General features: G+C 71.4%; 12 protein-coding genes. 6 read left to right on the top strand and 6 right to left on the bottom strand.

The annotated features are described in order from the left end of the window. Window positions 1-64: 64 nt before the first annotated feature. Both ABZY44_RS29905 and ABZY44_RS29900 read left to right on the top strand, forming a co-directional pair. Window positions 65-1,114 (top strand): LLM class F420-dependent oxidoreductase, encoded by a 1,050-nt coding sequence (locus ABZY44_RS29905; protein WP_356659226.1) that lies wholly within the window; start codon window positions 65-67, stop codon window positions 1,112-1,114. Window positions 1,115-1,358: 244 nt separating this feature from the next. Beyond that, entirely contained in the window at window positions 1,359-2,147 is a 789-nt protein-coding gene (locus ABZY44_RS29900; RefSeq protein ID WP_356659224.1) for a ferritin-like domain-containing protein, read from the top strand. A 31-nt stretch (window positions 2,148-2,178) separates the two neighbouring features. Here the strand turns inward: ABZY44_RS29900 and corA are convergent, their stop codons facing one another. After that, window positions 2,179-3,213 (bottom strand): magnesium/cobalt transporter CorA, encoded by a 1,035-nt coding sequence (gene corA / locus ABZY44_RS29895; RefSeq protein ID WP_356659222.1) that lies wholly within the window; start codon window positions 3,211-3,213, stop codon window positions 2,179-2,181. Window positions 3,214-3,224: 11 nt separating this feature from the next. Between corA and ABZY44_RS29890 the strand changes: the two genes are divergently transcribed. From ABZY44_RS29890 to mshC, 4 genes are all read left to right on the top strand, one after another. Beyond that, window positions 3,225-3,947 (top strand): histidine phosphatase family protein, encoded by a 723-nt coding sequence (locus ABZY44_RS29890; RefSeq protein ID WP_356659220.1) that lies wholly within the window; start codon window positions 3,225-3,227, stop codon window positions 3,945-3,947. Between the two features lie 99 nt (window positions 3,948-4,046). After that, complete coding sequence (locus ABZY44_RS29885) at window positions 4,047-4,637, top strand: DUF3090 domain-containing protein (protein ID WP_356659218.1); 591 nt, start codon at window positions 4,047-4,049, stop codon at window positions 4,635-4,637. Continuing rightward, a complete protein-coding gene (locus tag ABZY44_RS29880) occupies window positions 4,601-5,437 on the top strand; it encodes an SCO1664 family protein (RefSeq protein ID WP_356659257.1) in 837 nt (278 codons plus the stop codon). Before ABZY44_RS29885 ends, ABZY44_RS29880 begins: the two co-directional genes overlap by 37 nt. Before the next feature lie 129 nt (window positions 5,438-5,566). Next, window positions 5,567-6,796 (top strand): cysteine--1-D-myo-inosityl 2-amino-2-deoxy-alpha-D-glucopyranoside ligase, encoded by a 1,230-nt coding sequence (gene mshC / locus ABZY44_RS29875; protein ID WP_356659216.1) that lies wholly within the window; start codon window positions 5,567-5,569, stop codon window positions 6,794-6,796. Between the two features lie 208 nt (window positions 6,797-7,004). On the opposite strand, the gene ABZY44_RS29870 is transcribed toward mshC, so the two are convergent. The 5 genes from ABZY44_RS29870 to ABZY44_RS29850 form a co-directional block, all read right to left on the bottom strand. Then, entirely contained in the window at window positions 7,005-8,009 is a 1,005-nt protein-coding gene (locus tag ABZY44_RS29870) for a PAC2 family protein (protein ID WP_356659214.1), read from the bottom strand. 127 nt (window positions 8,010-8,136) lie between these two features. Continuing rightward, complete coding sequence (locus ABZY44_RS29865) at window positions 8,137-9,744, bottom strand: glycerol-3-phosphate dehydrogenase/oxidase (RefSeq protein WP_356659212.1); 1,608 nt, start codon at window positions 9,742-9,744, stop codon at window positions 8,137-8,139. Window positions 9,745-9,788: 44 nt separating this feature from the next. Next, window positions 9,789-11,315 carry a glycerol kinase GlpK gene (gene glpK / locus ABZY44_RS29860; RefSeq protein WP_356659210.1) on the bottom strand — a complete coding sequence of 509 codons (1,527 nt, stop codon included), beginning with the start codon at window positions 11,313-11,315 and terminating at the stop codon, window positions 9,789-9,791. Between the two features lie 77 nt (window positions 11,316-11,392). After that, a complete protein-coding gene (locus ABZY44_RS29855; RefSeq protein WP_356659208.1) occupies window positions 11,393-12,175 on the bottom strand; it encodes an MIP/aquaporin family protein in 783 nt (260 codons plus the stop codon). A 333-nt stretch (window positions 12,176-12,508) separates the two neighbouring features. Continuing rightward, window positions 12,509-13,276, bottom strand: a complete 768-nt coding sequence (locus ABZY44_RS29850; protein ID WP_356659206.1) for an IclR family transcriptional regulator — start codon at window positions 13,274-13,276, stop codon at window positions 12,509-12,511. Between the last annotated feature and the right edge of the window lie 415 nt (window positions 13,277-13,691).

Here is a 13,691-nt window from a genome sequence, read left to right as displayed (position 1 = left end):
TACGTTACTCATCAGTACTCATCGCTCATCAGTACTCATCGGTGAACCGTTAAGGGGACGACACATGCGGCTCGGCATCAATCTCGGTTACTGGGGCGCCGGCATGGACGCCGACAACCTCGCCGTCGCCCAGGAGGCCGACCGTCTCGGCTACGACGTCTGCTGGGCCGCGGAGGCCTACGGATCCGACGCCCCGACCGTCCTGGCCTGGGTCGCCGCGCAGACCGAGCGGATCGACGTCGGCTCGGCGATCCTGCAGATCCCGGCCCGCCAGCCGGCGATGACCGCCATGACCGCCGCCACCCTCGACTCCCTCACCAAGGGCCGCTTCCGGCTCGGCCTCGGCGTCTCCGGCCCGCAGGTCTCCGAGGGCTGGTACGGCGTGAAGTTCGACAAGCCGCTCGCGCGGACCCGCGAGTACGTGGAGATCGTCCGCAAGGCGATGACCCGCGAGCGCCTGTCCTACGAGGGCGAGCACTGGACGCTGCCGCTGCCCGACGGGCCGGGCAAGCCGCTCAAGCTCACCGTGCACCCCGAGCGCGAGCACATCCCGCTCTACATCGCCGCCATCGGGCCGAAGAACCTGGAGCAGACCGGCGAGATCGCCGACGGCGCGCTGCTGATCTTCCCGGCGGCCGAGCACCTGGAGGCCACCGCGCTCACGCACATCCGCGCGGGCCGCGAGAAGGCCGGGCTCACGATGGACGGCTTCGACGTCTGCCCGACCGTGCCGCTGGCCCTCGGCGACGACGTGACCGCCCTCGCGGACATGTTCCGCCCGTACACCGCCCTCTACGTGGGCGGCATGGGCAGCCGCAAGCAGAACTTCTACAACCAGCTCGCCCAGCGCATGGGCTACGAGAAGGAAGCCGTCGAGATCCAGGACAAGTACCTGTCGGGCGACAAGCAGGGCGCGGCCGCCGCGATCCCGCACTCGCTGATCGACTCCACCACCCTGCTGGGCCCGGTGGCGCGCATCGCCGACGGGATGCGCGCCTACGCGGAGGCCGGGGTCACCACCCTGACGCTCGCCCCGGCCGGCTTCACCCTGGACGAGCGGATCGCCGCCCTGCGGGCCGGCACCGAGGCCATGGAGCTCGCGGGCCTCGCCTGACCGGTCCGGGCACGCGCCCGGGCGTGACCGGGGGGCCGGCCGGTCGGTGGTCACACGCGAAGGTGCACGCTCTGCGGCCGTGGTGGGGGCTCGGGGGGTCTTCCCCGCCACGGCCGACACAGGCAACAACGCGCTCGGTGCCCGCGGGGTTACGCCCCCGGGCCCGCCGGCCGGACTCGTTCATTCGGCCGATTCACGGACGCACCCGGTTGCCGGGGCCGCCGATCGGCTCTTGACTCGACGCATGCTCTCTGCGCGCAGCCTGTTCCAGGAGATCGTCGACCACGACGAGGCCTTCCAGCTGTTCTGCTCCATCGCCGCCGGCGGCGAGGCCCAGGGCGGCTGGGAGAACGCCCGGATCGCGGCCCTCGTCCCCGATTCCATGCGCGATCTCGCACCCAAGATCACCCGGCACGGCGCCGACGAGGACAAACACGGCCGGATCTTCAACGCGCTGCTCCGCAAGCGCGGCCTGGCCCCCGTCCCCGTCCCGCCCGAGACCGACTACACGATGCTGCTGGAGCGCCGGGGCATCGGCCTCCCGCACGCCACCCTGCGCGGCGAGCGGGCCCTGACCGAGGAGGACATCGTCGTCTACCTCGCGCACAGCCGGGTCACCGAACAGCGCGCCGCGGACCAGATGGACATGCTGCTGCGGAACTTCGGAGACCATCCCGACCTCGGCAAGGCCATCCGCATGATCGGCGCGGACGAGGACAACCACCTCGCCTACTGCCACGAGGAACTGCTCCGTCTCGCCCGCGTCGGCCACGGCCGCACCATCCAGCGGGTGCTGCGCGAGTGCGCGCTCACCGAGATCGCCGTCTACCGGGACGTGAGCCTCGCCGTCATGGGCCACATGGGACGGCTGCTGCACTGGCCCGCCCCGAAGGCGGCCGTGCTGGCCGCCGGCATCCGCGGGACGTACGCGTACGAGCGGTTCAGCGGCTGGCACCGGATGGTGGACCTGCGCCGGCCGGAGCGCACCGACCCGCTGGGCGGCGCGCCGACGACGGCGCCCGAGTTCGCCTGAACCGCGGCCCCGGGCGCACCGGCCGCCCCGGTCAGAGCCAGCCGCGCCGCTTGAACAGGCGGTGCAGGCCCAGGCACAGGGCGGCCATGAGCAGGACGACCCCCGGGTAGCCCCAGCGGTGCGTCAGCTCCGGCATGTGCGCGAAGTTCATGCCGTAGATCCCCGCGACCATCGTCGGGACCGCCGCCATGGCCGCCCAGGCCGAGATCTTGCGCATGTCGTCGTTCTGCCGGACGCCCATCTGCGCCAGGTGCGCGGCCAGCGCGTCCGACAGCAGCCGGTCCAGGCCCTCGATGTACTCGTTCGCCTTGGTCAGGTGGTCCGCGACGTCGCGGAAGAACGGCTGGGCGTGCTCGTGCACGAAGGGCACGTCGCCGAAGGCCAGCCGGTCCATAGGCTGGAGCAGCGGACTCGTGGACCGGCGGAACTCCAGGACCTGCCGCTTGAAACCGTAGATCCGGGCGGCGGTGTTCTTGGTGTCCCCCGAACTCGGCGAGAACACCTCCGCCTCCAGCTCCTCCAGGTCCGCCTGCAACTCCGCGGCCACCTCGATGTAGTGGTCCACCACCGCGTCCGAGACCGCGTACAGCACCGCCGTCGGGCCGTGCCTGAGGACCTCCGGTTCCTGCTCCAGCCGGTGCCGTACGGCGGCCAGCGCGGCCCCCTCGCCGTGCCGGACCGTGACCACGAAGGAGTCGCCGATGAACACCATGAGTTCGCCCGCGCTCACCGTGTCCGCCGCGTCGTCGTAGCGCACCGGCTTGAGGACCACGAAGAGCGAATCGTCGTAGACCTCGAGCTTCGGCCGCTGGTGCGCGGTCAGCGCGTCCTCCACCGCCAGCGGGTGCAGCCCGAACTCCGCGCTGACGTGCTCGAATTCCTCCTCCGTCGGCTCGTGCATGCCGATCCAGAGGAAGGCGTCACCGGCGGCCCGCGCCTCGTCGAGGGCGTCGGAGAGGTCCCCGGGTGCCTCGGAGCGGCGGCCGTGGCGGTACATCGCGCAGTCGACAATCACGCGCGCATTCTTCCCTGCCGACGCCCCGCCCGCACACCGGCGCCAGCGCATAGGCTGGCCGCATGGCCACGCTGATCCTCGTACGACACGGGCGCTCCACCGCCAACACCGCCGGGCTGCTCGCCGGATGGACCCCGGGAGTGAACCTCGACGAGCGCGGCGCCGAGCAGGCCGCGGCGCTGCCCGGACGGCTCGCCGGGATACCGCTCGCCGCCGCCGTCACCAGCCCGCTGGAGCGGTGCGCCCAGACCCTGGCGCCGCTGGTGGCGGCCCGTCCCGGGCTCGCGCTCCACACCGACGACCGGATCGGCGAGTGCCACTACGGCGACTGGTCGGGCCGCAAGCTCTCCGAGTTGTCCGAGGAACCGCTCATGCGCGTCGTCCAGCAGCACCCCTCGGCCGCCGCCTTCCCCGGCGGCGAGTCCATGCGGGCCATGCAGGCCCGCGCCGTGGACGCCGTACGGGAGTGGGACGCGCGGATCGAGAAGGAGCACGGCGCCGACGCCGTCTTCCTGATGTGCTCGCACGGCGACATCATCAAGTCCCTTGTCGCGGACGCCCTCGGCATGCACCTGGACCTCTTCCAGCGGATCCACGTCGACCCCTGCTCGGTCACCGCGATCCGCTACACCCCGACCCGGCCGTTCCTGCTCCGCCTCGGCGACACCGGGGACTTCGCGGCCCTGGAGCGCCGCGACACCCCGGCCGCGGACCCGGCGGCACCCCAGGACGGGCCCGGAGCCGACGGCGGCGCGGTCGTGGGAGGCGGCGCGGGCGCGCCGTGATCGAACGGCGCAGTAGGCTGGACGGGCCAACCCATGGGCGCAGCCCTGCCCCTGCCTTTCCCGGACCGTGTCCGGGCCCCGGACACTTGGAGACTGGACGTGCCCCGTCAGGTGTTCCTCTACGACCCGCCGGACCGCTTCGTGGCCGGCACGGTCGGTCTGCCTGGACGCCGTACGTTCTTCCTGCAGGCCTCATCCGGCCCCCGCGTCACCAGCGTCTCCCTGGAGAAGACCCAGGTGGCGGCGCTCGCCGAGCGGATGGACGAGCTGCTGGACGAGGTCGTACGGCGCACCGGCGGCAATGCCCCGGTCCCGGCCGCGGCCTCCGCCGAGGCGGCCGACACCGCGCCCCTGGACGTCCCCGTGGACGAGGAGTTCCGCGTCGGCACCATGGCCCTGGCCTGGGACGGCGAGGAACAGCGCATGATCGTCGAAGCGCAGGCGCTCGTCGAGCTCGAGGCCGAATCCGACGAGGACCTCGCCGAGGCCGAGGAGCGGCTCCTCCAGGACGAGGAGAACGGCCCGCCCATGCTGCGCGTGCGGCTCAGCGGCGCCCAGGCGCGGGCCTTCGCCAAGCGGGCCCTGGACGTGGTCAACGCCGGCCGGCCGCCGTGCCCGCTGTGCAGCCTGCCGCTGGACCCGGAGGGGCACGTCTGCCCCCGCCAGAACGGCTACCGGCGCCAGGCGTGAACGCCACGGGGGAACGGGAGGAGCTGCTGGCCCACGGCGAGCTCACGGTCGTCGGCCGGATCCGCGAGGCGTCCAACGCCGTCCTGCTGTGCAGCGTCACCCACGGGGGCGTGAGCGCCGACTGCGTGTACAAACCGGTCAAGGGCGAGCGCCCGCTGTGGGACTTCCCCGACGGGAACCTCGCCCAGCGCGAGGTCGCCGCCTACCTGGTCTCCGAGGCCACCGGCTGGGGGCTCGTCCCCCCGACCGTGCTGCGCGACGGCCCGTACGGCGAGGGCATGGTCCAGGAGTGGATCGAGACGGGGGAGTCCCCGGAGGCCGGACTGCTCGCGCTCGTGGACGGCGAGGAGGCCGGCGAGGGCTGGCGGCCCGTCGCCCTCGCCGAGGTCGGCGAGGGCCGCACGGCCCTGCTCGTCCACGCCGACGACGAGCGGCTGCGCCGGATCTCCGTCCTCGACGCCGTGATCAACAACGGCGACCGCAAGGGCGGCCACCTGCTGCCCGCCCCCGACGGACGGCTCTACGGCATCGACCACGGAGTGAGTTTCCACACCGAGGACAAACTGCGCACCCTGCTCTGGGGATGGGCGGGGGAGCCGCTGACCGAGGACGCGCGGTCCGTACTGGACGTCCTGGAGGCCAGGCTGGCCCCCGGAGAGCCCCTCGCCACCCGGCTGGCCGAACTGGTCACGGCCGCCGAGCTGGACGCCGTACGGGCCCGGGTGGCCCTGCTGCTGCGCACCGGGACGCATCCGCAGCCCTCGGGTCAGTGGCCCGCGATCCCGTGGCCGCCGGTCTGAGGGCCCTGCGGCCACCGGCGCCCGCACGCACCCGCACGCACAGATCCGGCCATGGCGCAAGAGTGCCGATCAAGACAACAGTGCAGGTCCGGTTCGTTTTCGGAACACCCGTCCGGTTACGCTCGACGCATGCATGCCTGGCCCGCTTCTGAGGTCCCCGCCCTGCCTGGCAAGGGCCGCGACCTCCAGATCCACGACACCGCGACCCGAGGGACGATCACCCTCGACCCCGGTCCCGTCGCCCGAATCTACGTCTGCGGGATCACCCCGTACGACGCGACCCACATCGGTCACGCGGCCACCTACAACGCGTTCGACCTCGTGCAGCGCGTGTGGCTCGACACCAAGCGGCAGGTCGTCTACGTCCAGAACGTCACGGACGTGGACGATCCACTGCTGGAGCGGGCGCTGCGCGACAACCAGGACTGGACGGAGCTGGCCGAGCGCGAGACCGCGCTCTTCCGCGAGGACATGACCGCCCTGCGGATGCTGCCGCCGCAGCACTACATCGGCGCCGTCGAGGCCATACCCGGCATCGTGCCGCTGGTCGAGCGGCTGCGGGACGCGGGCGCCGCCTACGAGCTGGACGGCGACGTCTACTTCTCGGTGGAGTCCGACCCCCACTTCGGCAAGGTCTCGAACCTGGACGCCGAGGCGATGCGGCTGCTGTCCGCGGAGCGGGGCGGCGACCCGGACCGCGCGGGCAAGAAGAACCCGCTCGACCCGATGCTGTGGATGGCCGCCCGTCCGGGCGAGCCGAGCTGGGACGGCGGCTCGCTGGGCCGCGGCCGGCCCGGCTGGCACATCGAGTGCGTGGCCATCGCCCTGGACCACCTGGGCATGACCTTCGACATCCAGGGCGGCGGCTCCGACCTCGCCTTCCCGCACCACGAGATGGGCGCCTCGCACGCCCAGGTGCTCACCGGCGAGTTCCCGATGGCCAAGGCGTACGTACACGCCGGCATGGTCGCGCTGCACGGCGAGAAGATGTCGAAGTCCAAGGGCAACCTGGTCTTCGTGTCCGCGCTGCGGCGGGCGGGCGTGGACCCGGCGGCGATCCGCCTGGCCCTGCTCTCGCACCACTACCGCGCCGACTGGGAGTGGACCGACGAGGTCCTCGCCGAGGCGGTGGCCCGCCTGGAGCGCTGGCGCGCGGCCGTCTCCCGCCCGGACGGCATCCCCGCGGACGCCCTGGTCGAGGAGGTCCGCGAAGCCCTGGCGAACGACCTGGACGCCCCTGCTGCTCTCGCGGCCGTGGATCGCTGGGTCGAGCGGCAGCTCGTCTCCGATGAGGACGACGAATCGGCGCCGGGTCTCGTGTCCCGCACGGTGGACGCTCTGCTGGGCGTGGCTCTGTAAGCACCTGCGGCGCCTCAAACGCCGCCGGGGCTGGATGGGCTGGACGTAACTGGAGGGGCTGGATTGCCGTCAGGCAATTCCAGCCCCTCCGGCGTTCGAGGAGCGGGGTCTGGGGCGGATTCCCAGGAAACGGCCAAGGGGCGGGGCGGGGAGAAGGCTCCGCGCAGCGGTCCCGCAGCCCCGCCCGCCCCCGCCCGCCCCCGCCCGGCTACGCCTCCGGCGGTGTCTCGTCCTCGTCCGGCGGAGACGGGGCAGCCGGGGGCTCCTCCCCGGACCCGGACGCGTCCGGCTTGCGCTTGGGCGGGAGCGTCAGCCCTCCGGAAGTGTCCCGCAGGTACGACCCGTCACCCGGCTCGGGCGCCGGACCCGCCGAAGGATCCCGCCGCCGCAAGTACCGCTCGAACTCCCGGGCAATGGCGTCCCCGGACGCCTCCGGCAGATCGGCCGTGTCGCGGGCTTCCTCCAGCGTCTGGACGTACTCCGCCACCTCGCTGTCCTCCGCGGCCAGTTGGTCCACGCCCACCTGCCACGCCCGCGCGTCCTCCGGCAGTTCGCCCAGCGGGATCCGGATGTCGATCAGATCCTCCAGGCGGTTCAGCAGGGCCAGGGTCGCCTTGGGGTTCGGCGGCTGCGAGACGTAGTGCGGCACCGCCGCCCACAACGACACCGCCGGGACCCCGGCATGGGTGCAGGCCTCCTGCAGGATGCCCACGATGCCCGTCGGACCCTCGTACTTCGTCTCCTCCAGGTCCATCGTCCGCGCCAGGTCCGCGTCCGAGGTGACCCCGCTCACCGGCACCGGCCGGGTGTGCGGGGTGTCCCCGAGCAGCGCGCCCAGGATCACGACCATCTCCACGCCCAGCTCGTGCGCGAAACCCAGGATCTCGTTGCAGAACGACCGCCACCGCATGGACGGTTCGATGCCCCGCACCAGCACGAGATCGCGCGGCTTGGTGCCGCCGATCCGGACCACCGACAGTCGGGTCGTCGGCCAGGTGATCTTCCGAACCCCGTTGTCCAGCCACACCGTCGGCCGGTTGACCTGGAAATCGTAATAGTCCTCGGCGTCCAGAGCCGCGAAGACCTCGCCCTTCCACTCCCGGTCCAGGTGTGCGACCGCACCGGAGGCCGCGTCACCCGCGTCGTTCCAGCCCTCGAACGCGGCCACCATGACCGGGTCGATCAGCTCGGGCACGCCCTCAAGCTCGATCACCCAGGTCTCCTTCCGAAGTTCCCTTGCGTACGTGGGCCAGCCTAAGCCTTGATGGGGCACCGGCCACAGCCCACGACAGAGGGGCGGTTCCCCTCGGAACCGCCCCTCTGCCCGTCCACGAGACCCGTTACGCCTTCTCGGCCAGCATCTCCTCGACCCGGCCGCGCACTTGCGCGTCGTCCAGACCGCGCACCGTCACCGTCGTACGGCGGCGCAGCACGTCATCGGCCGTCTCGGCCCACTCGTTGTCACGGGCGTACGCGACCTGCGCCCAGATCTCCGGGCCGTCCGGGTGGATCCGCTCGGCCAGCGCCGGGTCCTCGTTCGCGAGCCGCGCGATGTCGAAGGCCAGCGAACCGTAGTGCGAGGCCAGGTGGCGCGCGGTCAGCGGGTCCATGCGCGAACCGGGCTCACGGTCCACCAGCAGCCGGTGCGCCACCGCGTTCGGGTTGGCGACACCGGGCAGCGCGATCCGGCGCACGAGCGACTTGACCGGCTCCATGTCCTCGGTCAGCGGGCTGCCCGGGAGCTTCGCCAGCTTGTCCATGACCACGCGGCCGATGTGCCGGTACGTGGTCCACTTGCCGCCGGCCACCGACAGCATGCCGCCGGCGCCCTCGGAGACGACCGTCTCGCGCTTGGCCTTCTCGACGCCGCCGGGACCGCCCGGCAGCACCCGCAGGCCCGCGAAGGCGTACGTCATCAGCGAACGGTCCAGGTCGGCGTCCTTCACCGAGAAGGCCGCCTCGTCGAGGATCTGGTCGATGTCCGACTCGGTGGCGCGCACGTCCGCCGGGTCGCCCTCGTACGCCTCGTCGGTGGTGCCCAGCAGCAGCTGGTCCTCCCACGGAAGGGCGAAGGTGATGCGGTACTTGTCGATCGGGGTGGCCATGGCGGCCTTCCACGGCGACTTGCGCTTCATCACGATGTGAGCGCCCTTGGACAGGCGGATGGACGGCATCGAGTGCTTGTCCTCCATGCGCCGCAGGTGGTCCACCCACGGGCCGGTGGCGTTCAGCACGACCCGTGCGTCCACCCCGAACTCGGTGCCGTCCAGACGGTCCTTGAGCTCGGCGCCGCTGACCCGGCCGCGCGTCATGCGCAGACCGGTGACCTCGGCGTGGTTCAGGACGACCGCGCCCGACTCCACGGCCGCGCGGACCGTCATGACGGCGACGCGCGAGTCGTTCATCTGGTGGTCGTAGTAGACGGCGACGGCCTTGAGGTCGTCCGTCTTGAGACCCGGGTTGTCGGCTGCGGCACGGGCCGGAGAAATGATCTTGCCTATGCCGTCGCCGAAGGCGGAGAGCGCGGAGTACGCGAACACGCCCGCGCCCAGCTTCGCGGCGCCCACCGGACCGCCCTTGTACACCGGGAGGTAGAAGGTGAGCGGATTGACCAGGTGCGGGGCCACGTCCTTGGCCAGCACCCGGCGCTCGTGGTGGTTCTCGGCGACCAGCTTGACCGAACCGGTCTGCAGGTAGCGCAGGCCGCCGTGGACCAGCTTGGAGGAGGCCGAGGAAGTGGCGCCGGCGAAGTCGCCGGCGTCCACCATGGCGACCCGCAGACCCGACTGCGCGGCGTGCCAGGCCACCGAGGTGCCCAGGATTCCACCGCCGATGACCAGCAGGTCGTACGTGGCCTTCGCCAGCTGCTCACGGGTCTCGGCGCGGCTCGGGTTCGAACCGGCGGTCGGGTGCGTACCCAGGGTGGGGACGCTCTGCAGGCTGCTCATATCCCTTGACTCCTACTTACTCGTCGAATTGCGCCGCTGTGCGGTCAGCTGGCGTCTTCGTCATCGACCCAGGCCATGGAGCGCTGGACGGCCTTGAGCCAGCTCTTGTACTCGCGCTCCCGCTGCTCGGCGGGCATCCGCGGGGTCCACTCGGCCGCGCGGCGCCAGTTGGCGCGCAGGGCGTCGGTGTCGGGCCAGAAGCCGACGGCCAGTCCGGCGGCGTAGGCGGCGCCGAGGCAGGTGGTCTCGGCGACCATGGGACGGACCACCGGGGCGTCCACGAAGTCCGAGAGCGTCTGCATCAGCAGGTTGTTGGAGGTCATGCCGCCGTCGACCTTCAGGGCCGCGAGCTCGACGCCCGAGTCCTTGGTCATGGCGTCGGTGATCTCGCGGGTCTGCCAGGCGGTGGCCTCCAGGACGGCACGGGCGATGTGCGCCTTGGTGACGTACCGGGTGAGGCCGGCGATCACACCGCGGGCGTCGGAGCGCCAGTACGGGGCGAACAGGCCGGAGAAGGCCGGCACGAAGTACGCGCCGCCGTTGTCCTCGACCGAGGACGCGAGGGTCTCGATCTCGGCCGCGGTCTTGATCATGCCCATCTGGTCGCGCATCCACTGGACGAGCGAGCCGGTGACGGCGATGGAACCCTCGAGGGCGTAGACCGGCTTCTGGTCGCCGATCTGGTAGCCGACGGTCGTCAGCAGGCCGCTGTAGGAGTTGATGACCTTGTCGCCGGTGTTCATCAGCATGAACGTGCCGGTGCCGTACGTGGACTTCGCCTCGCCCTCGGCGAAACAGGTCTGTCCGAACAGGGCGGCCTGCTGGTCGCCGAGCGCCGAGGCGACCGGGACGCCGGCGAGGACGCCGTCCTTGACGTGCCCGTAGACCTCGGCGGAGGACTTGATCTCCGGGAGGACGTTCATCGGGACGTGCATGGACTCGGCGATCTTCTCGTCCCAGGCCAGGCTGTGCAGGTTCATCAGCATGGTGCGCGAGGCGTTGGTGACGTCGGTGACGTGCACACCGCCCTGGGCGCCGCCGGTCAGGTTCCAGATGACCCAGGAGTCCATGGTGCCGAAGAGGATGTCCCCGGCCTCGGCGCGCTCGCGCAGGCCCTCGACGTTGTCGAGCAGCCAGCGGATCTTGGGGCCGGCGAAGTACGAGGCGAGCGGCAGGCCGGTCTCGCGGCGGAAGCGGTCCTGGCCGACGTTGCGTCCGAGCTCCCTGCACAGGGCGTCGGTGCGGGTGTCCTGCCAGACCAGTGCGTTGTGGACGGGCTCGCCGGTGTGGCGGTCCCACAGGAGGGTCGTCTCGCGCTGGTTGGTGATGCCGACGGCCTTGACGTCCGCGGAGGTGATCTCGGCCTTGGCGATCGCCCCGGCGACGACCTCCTGGACGTTGGTCCAGATCTCGGCGGCATCGTGCTCGACCCAGCCCGGCTTCGGGAAGATCTGCTCGTGCTCCTTCTGGTCGACGGCGACGATGCGGCCGTCGCGGTCGAACACGATGCAGCGCGACGAGGTGGTGCCCTGGTCGATCGCGGCGATGAAGGGTCCGGTGCTGGTGGTCATGGTGGCTGCTCCTGGCGGGTGTCGAAGTTGGCGGAATCAGGATGGCGGTGCGGGTGGTGCCGTGGTGCCGATGCTGATCAGGCGAACGCGATGTTGTACAGACCGCCGGCGAGTACGGCACCCACGAGGGGGCCGACCACCGGAATCCAGGAGTAGCTCCAGTCCGAGCCGCCCTTGTTGGGCAGCGGCAGCAGGGAGTGGACGATACGGGGCCCGAGGTCGCGCACCGGGTTGATCGCGTAGCCGGTCGGGCCGCCCAGCGAGAGGCCGATGCCGACGACGACGAACGAGGTGATCAGGACGCCGATGACGCCGAGGCCCTTGCCGTCGTCCTGCAGGCCCTGGGTCAGGATGGCCAGGACCAGGACGGCGGTGCCGATGATCTCGGTCGTCAGGTTCTGGACGACATTGCGGATCTCGGGGCCCGTGGAGAAGATGCCGAGCACCGGACCGGCCACGTCGTGCGGGTGCGGGTCCTCGGGGCCGAGCTTGGCGTCGCGGATGTGCTCCGGGTCGGCCAGGTGCGCCCGGAACTGTCCGTAGTAGGCGAGCCACATCAGGACCGCGCCGAGCATCGCGCCGAGGAGCTGGCCGGCGAGGTAGACCGGCACGTCGCCCCAGACGCCGTCCTTGATGGCGATGCCGACGGTGACCGCCGGGTTGAGGTGCGCTCCGGAGAGCGGTGCGGAGACGTAGGCGGCGATCAGGACGGCGAAACCCCAGCCGAAGGTGATCGCGAGCCAGCCGGCGCCGCGGGCCTTGGAGCTCTTGAGGGTGAGGGCGGCGCAGACGCCACCACCGAGCAGGGTGAGCAGGGCGGTACCGATGGTCTCGCCGATGAAGATGTCGGAGCTGGACACCCGCGACTCCTTTGCCGTTCAGGGGGGTCGGCCGCCGGGTCCCTCCGGCGGCCCACGCACTCGGTGAGTGCTGCACCGGTCCTTGGCCTTGCCACACCTTAACGCGTATTGCCGGTAGGTGTTCGGCATTGCCGACCGATGAACGGCAGTTTTCCGCCCGGGTGAACCAACCGTCAAGGGTTGACCAGGCCAATGAGCCGGATCGTTACCGCCTGGTGCGATCGCCCACATCAAGCCAATGGATGATCGACAAAAGACAAAAACCACCCAGATGCCACATGAAAGTGGTCATCGGGTGGTTTTCGGCAGGGTGGCGGGGGGTCAGGGCACGCTTCAGAAGCGGCCCGCCCCGAGATCGCGCGAAACCGCCCGCGCGCAGTCCCGTACGGACGCCACGAGGGACGCCTTCGGCTCCCCGGGGTCCCCGCAGACCCGCTCCACGGCGCCCGCGACGGCCACGGCGCCCACAGGCATCCGCCGCCGGTCGTGGATGGGGGCGGCCACCGAGGCGACCCCGTCCCAGGTCTCCTCCACGTCGCTCGCCCAGCCGCGGGCCCGCGTGAGCGCCAGGATCGCCTCGAACCCCGCGTCGTCGGTGACCGTCCGGGGGGTGAACGCCTCCCGCGCCACCTCCGTCGCCTGGGTGTGCGCGACCGGGTCGTAGGCCGTCAGGACCTTGCCCAGGGCCGTGGAGTGCAGCGGCTGCATCGCCCCGACCTCCAGGACCTGGCGGCTGTCGTCGGGCCGGAACACGTGGTGCATGATCAGCACCCCGCTCTTGTGGAGCACCCCCACGTACACGCTCTCCCCGCTCGCGCGGGCGAGGTCGTCCGTCCAGACCAGGGCGCGGGCCCGCAGCTCGTGGACGTCCAGATAGCTGTTGCCCAGGCGCAGCAGCTCCGCGCCGAGCTGGTACCGGCCGGAGGCCGGGTCCTGCTCCACAAAGCCCTCGGCCTGCAGCGTGCGCAGGATCCCGTGGGCCGTGCCCTTGGCCAGGCCGAGGGAGGAGGCCACGTCCGAGAGCCCCAGCCGGCGCTCGCCGCCCGCCAGGAGCCGCAGCATCGCAGCGGCTCGTTCGAGCGACTGGATGTTCCGTGCCATTGCGCAGCCTCCTGCTGACGTAGTTCGACAATGCTGAACACTATCGGTCGATGCCGACTTCGTGCAGGGCGGTGAGACCTTTCGGGCGTAAGCCCCCCGTGACACCGCGGCCGAAAGTCGCCGTTCCCCGGCACAGAATGCAGTCCGCCACGTGGGACACCCCCACCGGGTCCGGGTCCACACGGTTACCCTGGCCGCGTGCGCCCTTGACACAGATGGGGCGCAAAGCCGACAGCCGTCGCATCCCAGGGAGCTCAGCCATGGTCTCGTTGCCGAACCTGCCCGCAGACACCCAGACCCGGGCCGATGCCCTCAGAGAGGCGCTGGCGACCCGTGTGGTGGTGGCCGACGGGGCGATGGGGACGATGCTCCAGGCGCAGGACCCGACGATGGAGGACTTCCAGCAGCTCGAGGG

Source organism: Streptomyces sp. NPDC006544, assembly GCF_040611715.1.
Classification (GTDB): domain Bacteria; phylum Actinomycetota; class Actinomycetes; order Streptomycetales; family Streptomycetaceae; genus Streptomyces.
Note: the sequence above shows the minus strand (reverse complement) of the source record. Positions and strands in the feature narration are given on the sequence as shown.

Coding starts and splice junctions, on each gene's coding strand:
- ABZY44_RS29905 (WP_356659226.1), top strand. CDS start 65: ATGCGGCTCGGCATCAATCTCGGTTACTGGGGCGCCGGCATGGACGCC.
- ABZY44_RS29900 (WP_356659224.1), top strand. CDS start 1,359: ATGCTCTCTGCGCGCAGCCTGTTCCAGGAGATCGTCGACCACGACGAG.
- corA (WP_356659222.1), bottom strand. CDS start 3,213: ATGCGCTGGCGCCGGTGTGCGGGCGGGGCGTCGGCAGGGAAGAATGCG.
- ABZY44_RS29890 (WP_356659220.1), top strand. CDS start 3,225: ATGGCCACGCTGATCCTCGTACGACACGGGCGCTCCACCGCCAACACC.
- mshC (WP_356659216.1), top strand. CDS start 5,567: ATGCATGCCTGGCCCGCTTCTGAGGTCCCCGCCCTGCCTGGCAAGGGC.
- ABZY44_RS29865 (WP_356659212.1), bottom strand. CDS start 9,744: ATGAGCAGCCTGCAGAGCGTCCCCACCCTGGGTACGCACCCGACCGCC.
- glpK (WP_356659210.1), bottom strand. CDS start 11,315: ATGACCACCAGCACCGGACCCTTCATCGCCGCGATCGACCAGGGCACC.
- ABZY44_RS29850 (WP_356659206.1), bottom strand. CDS start 13,276: ATGGCACGGAACATCCAGTCGCTCGAACGAGCCGCTGCGATGCTGCGG.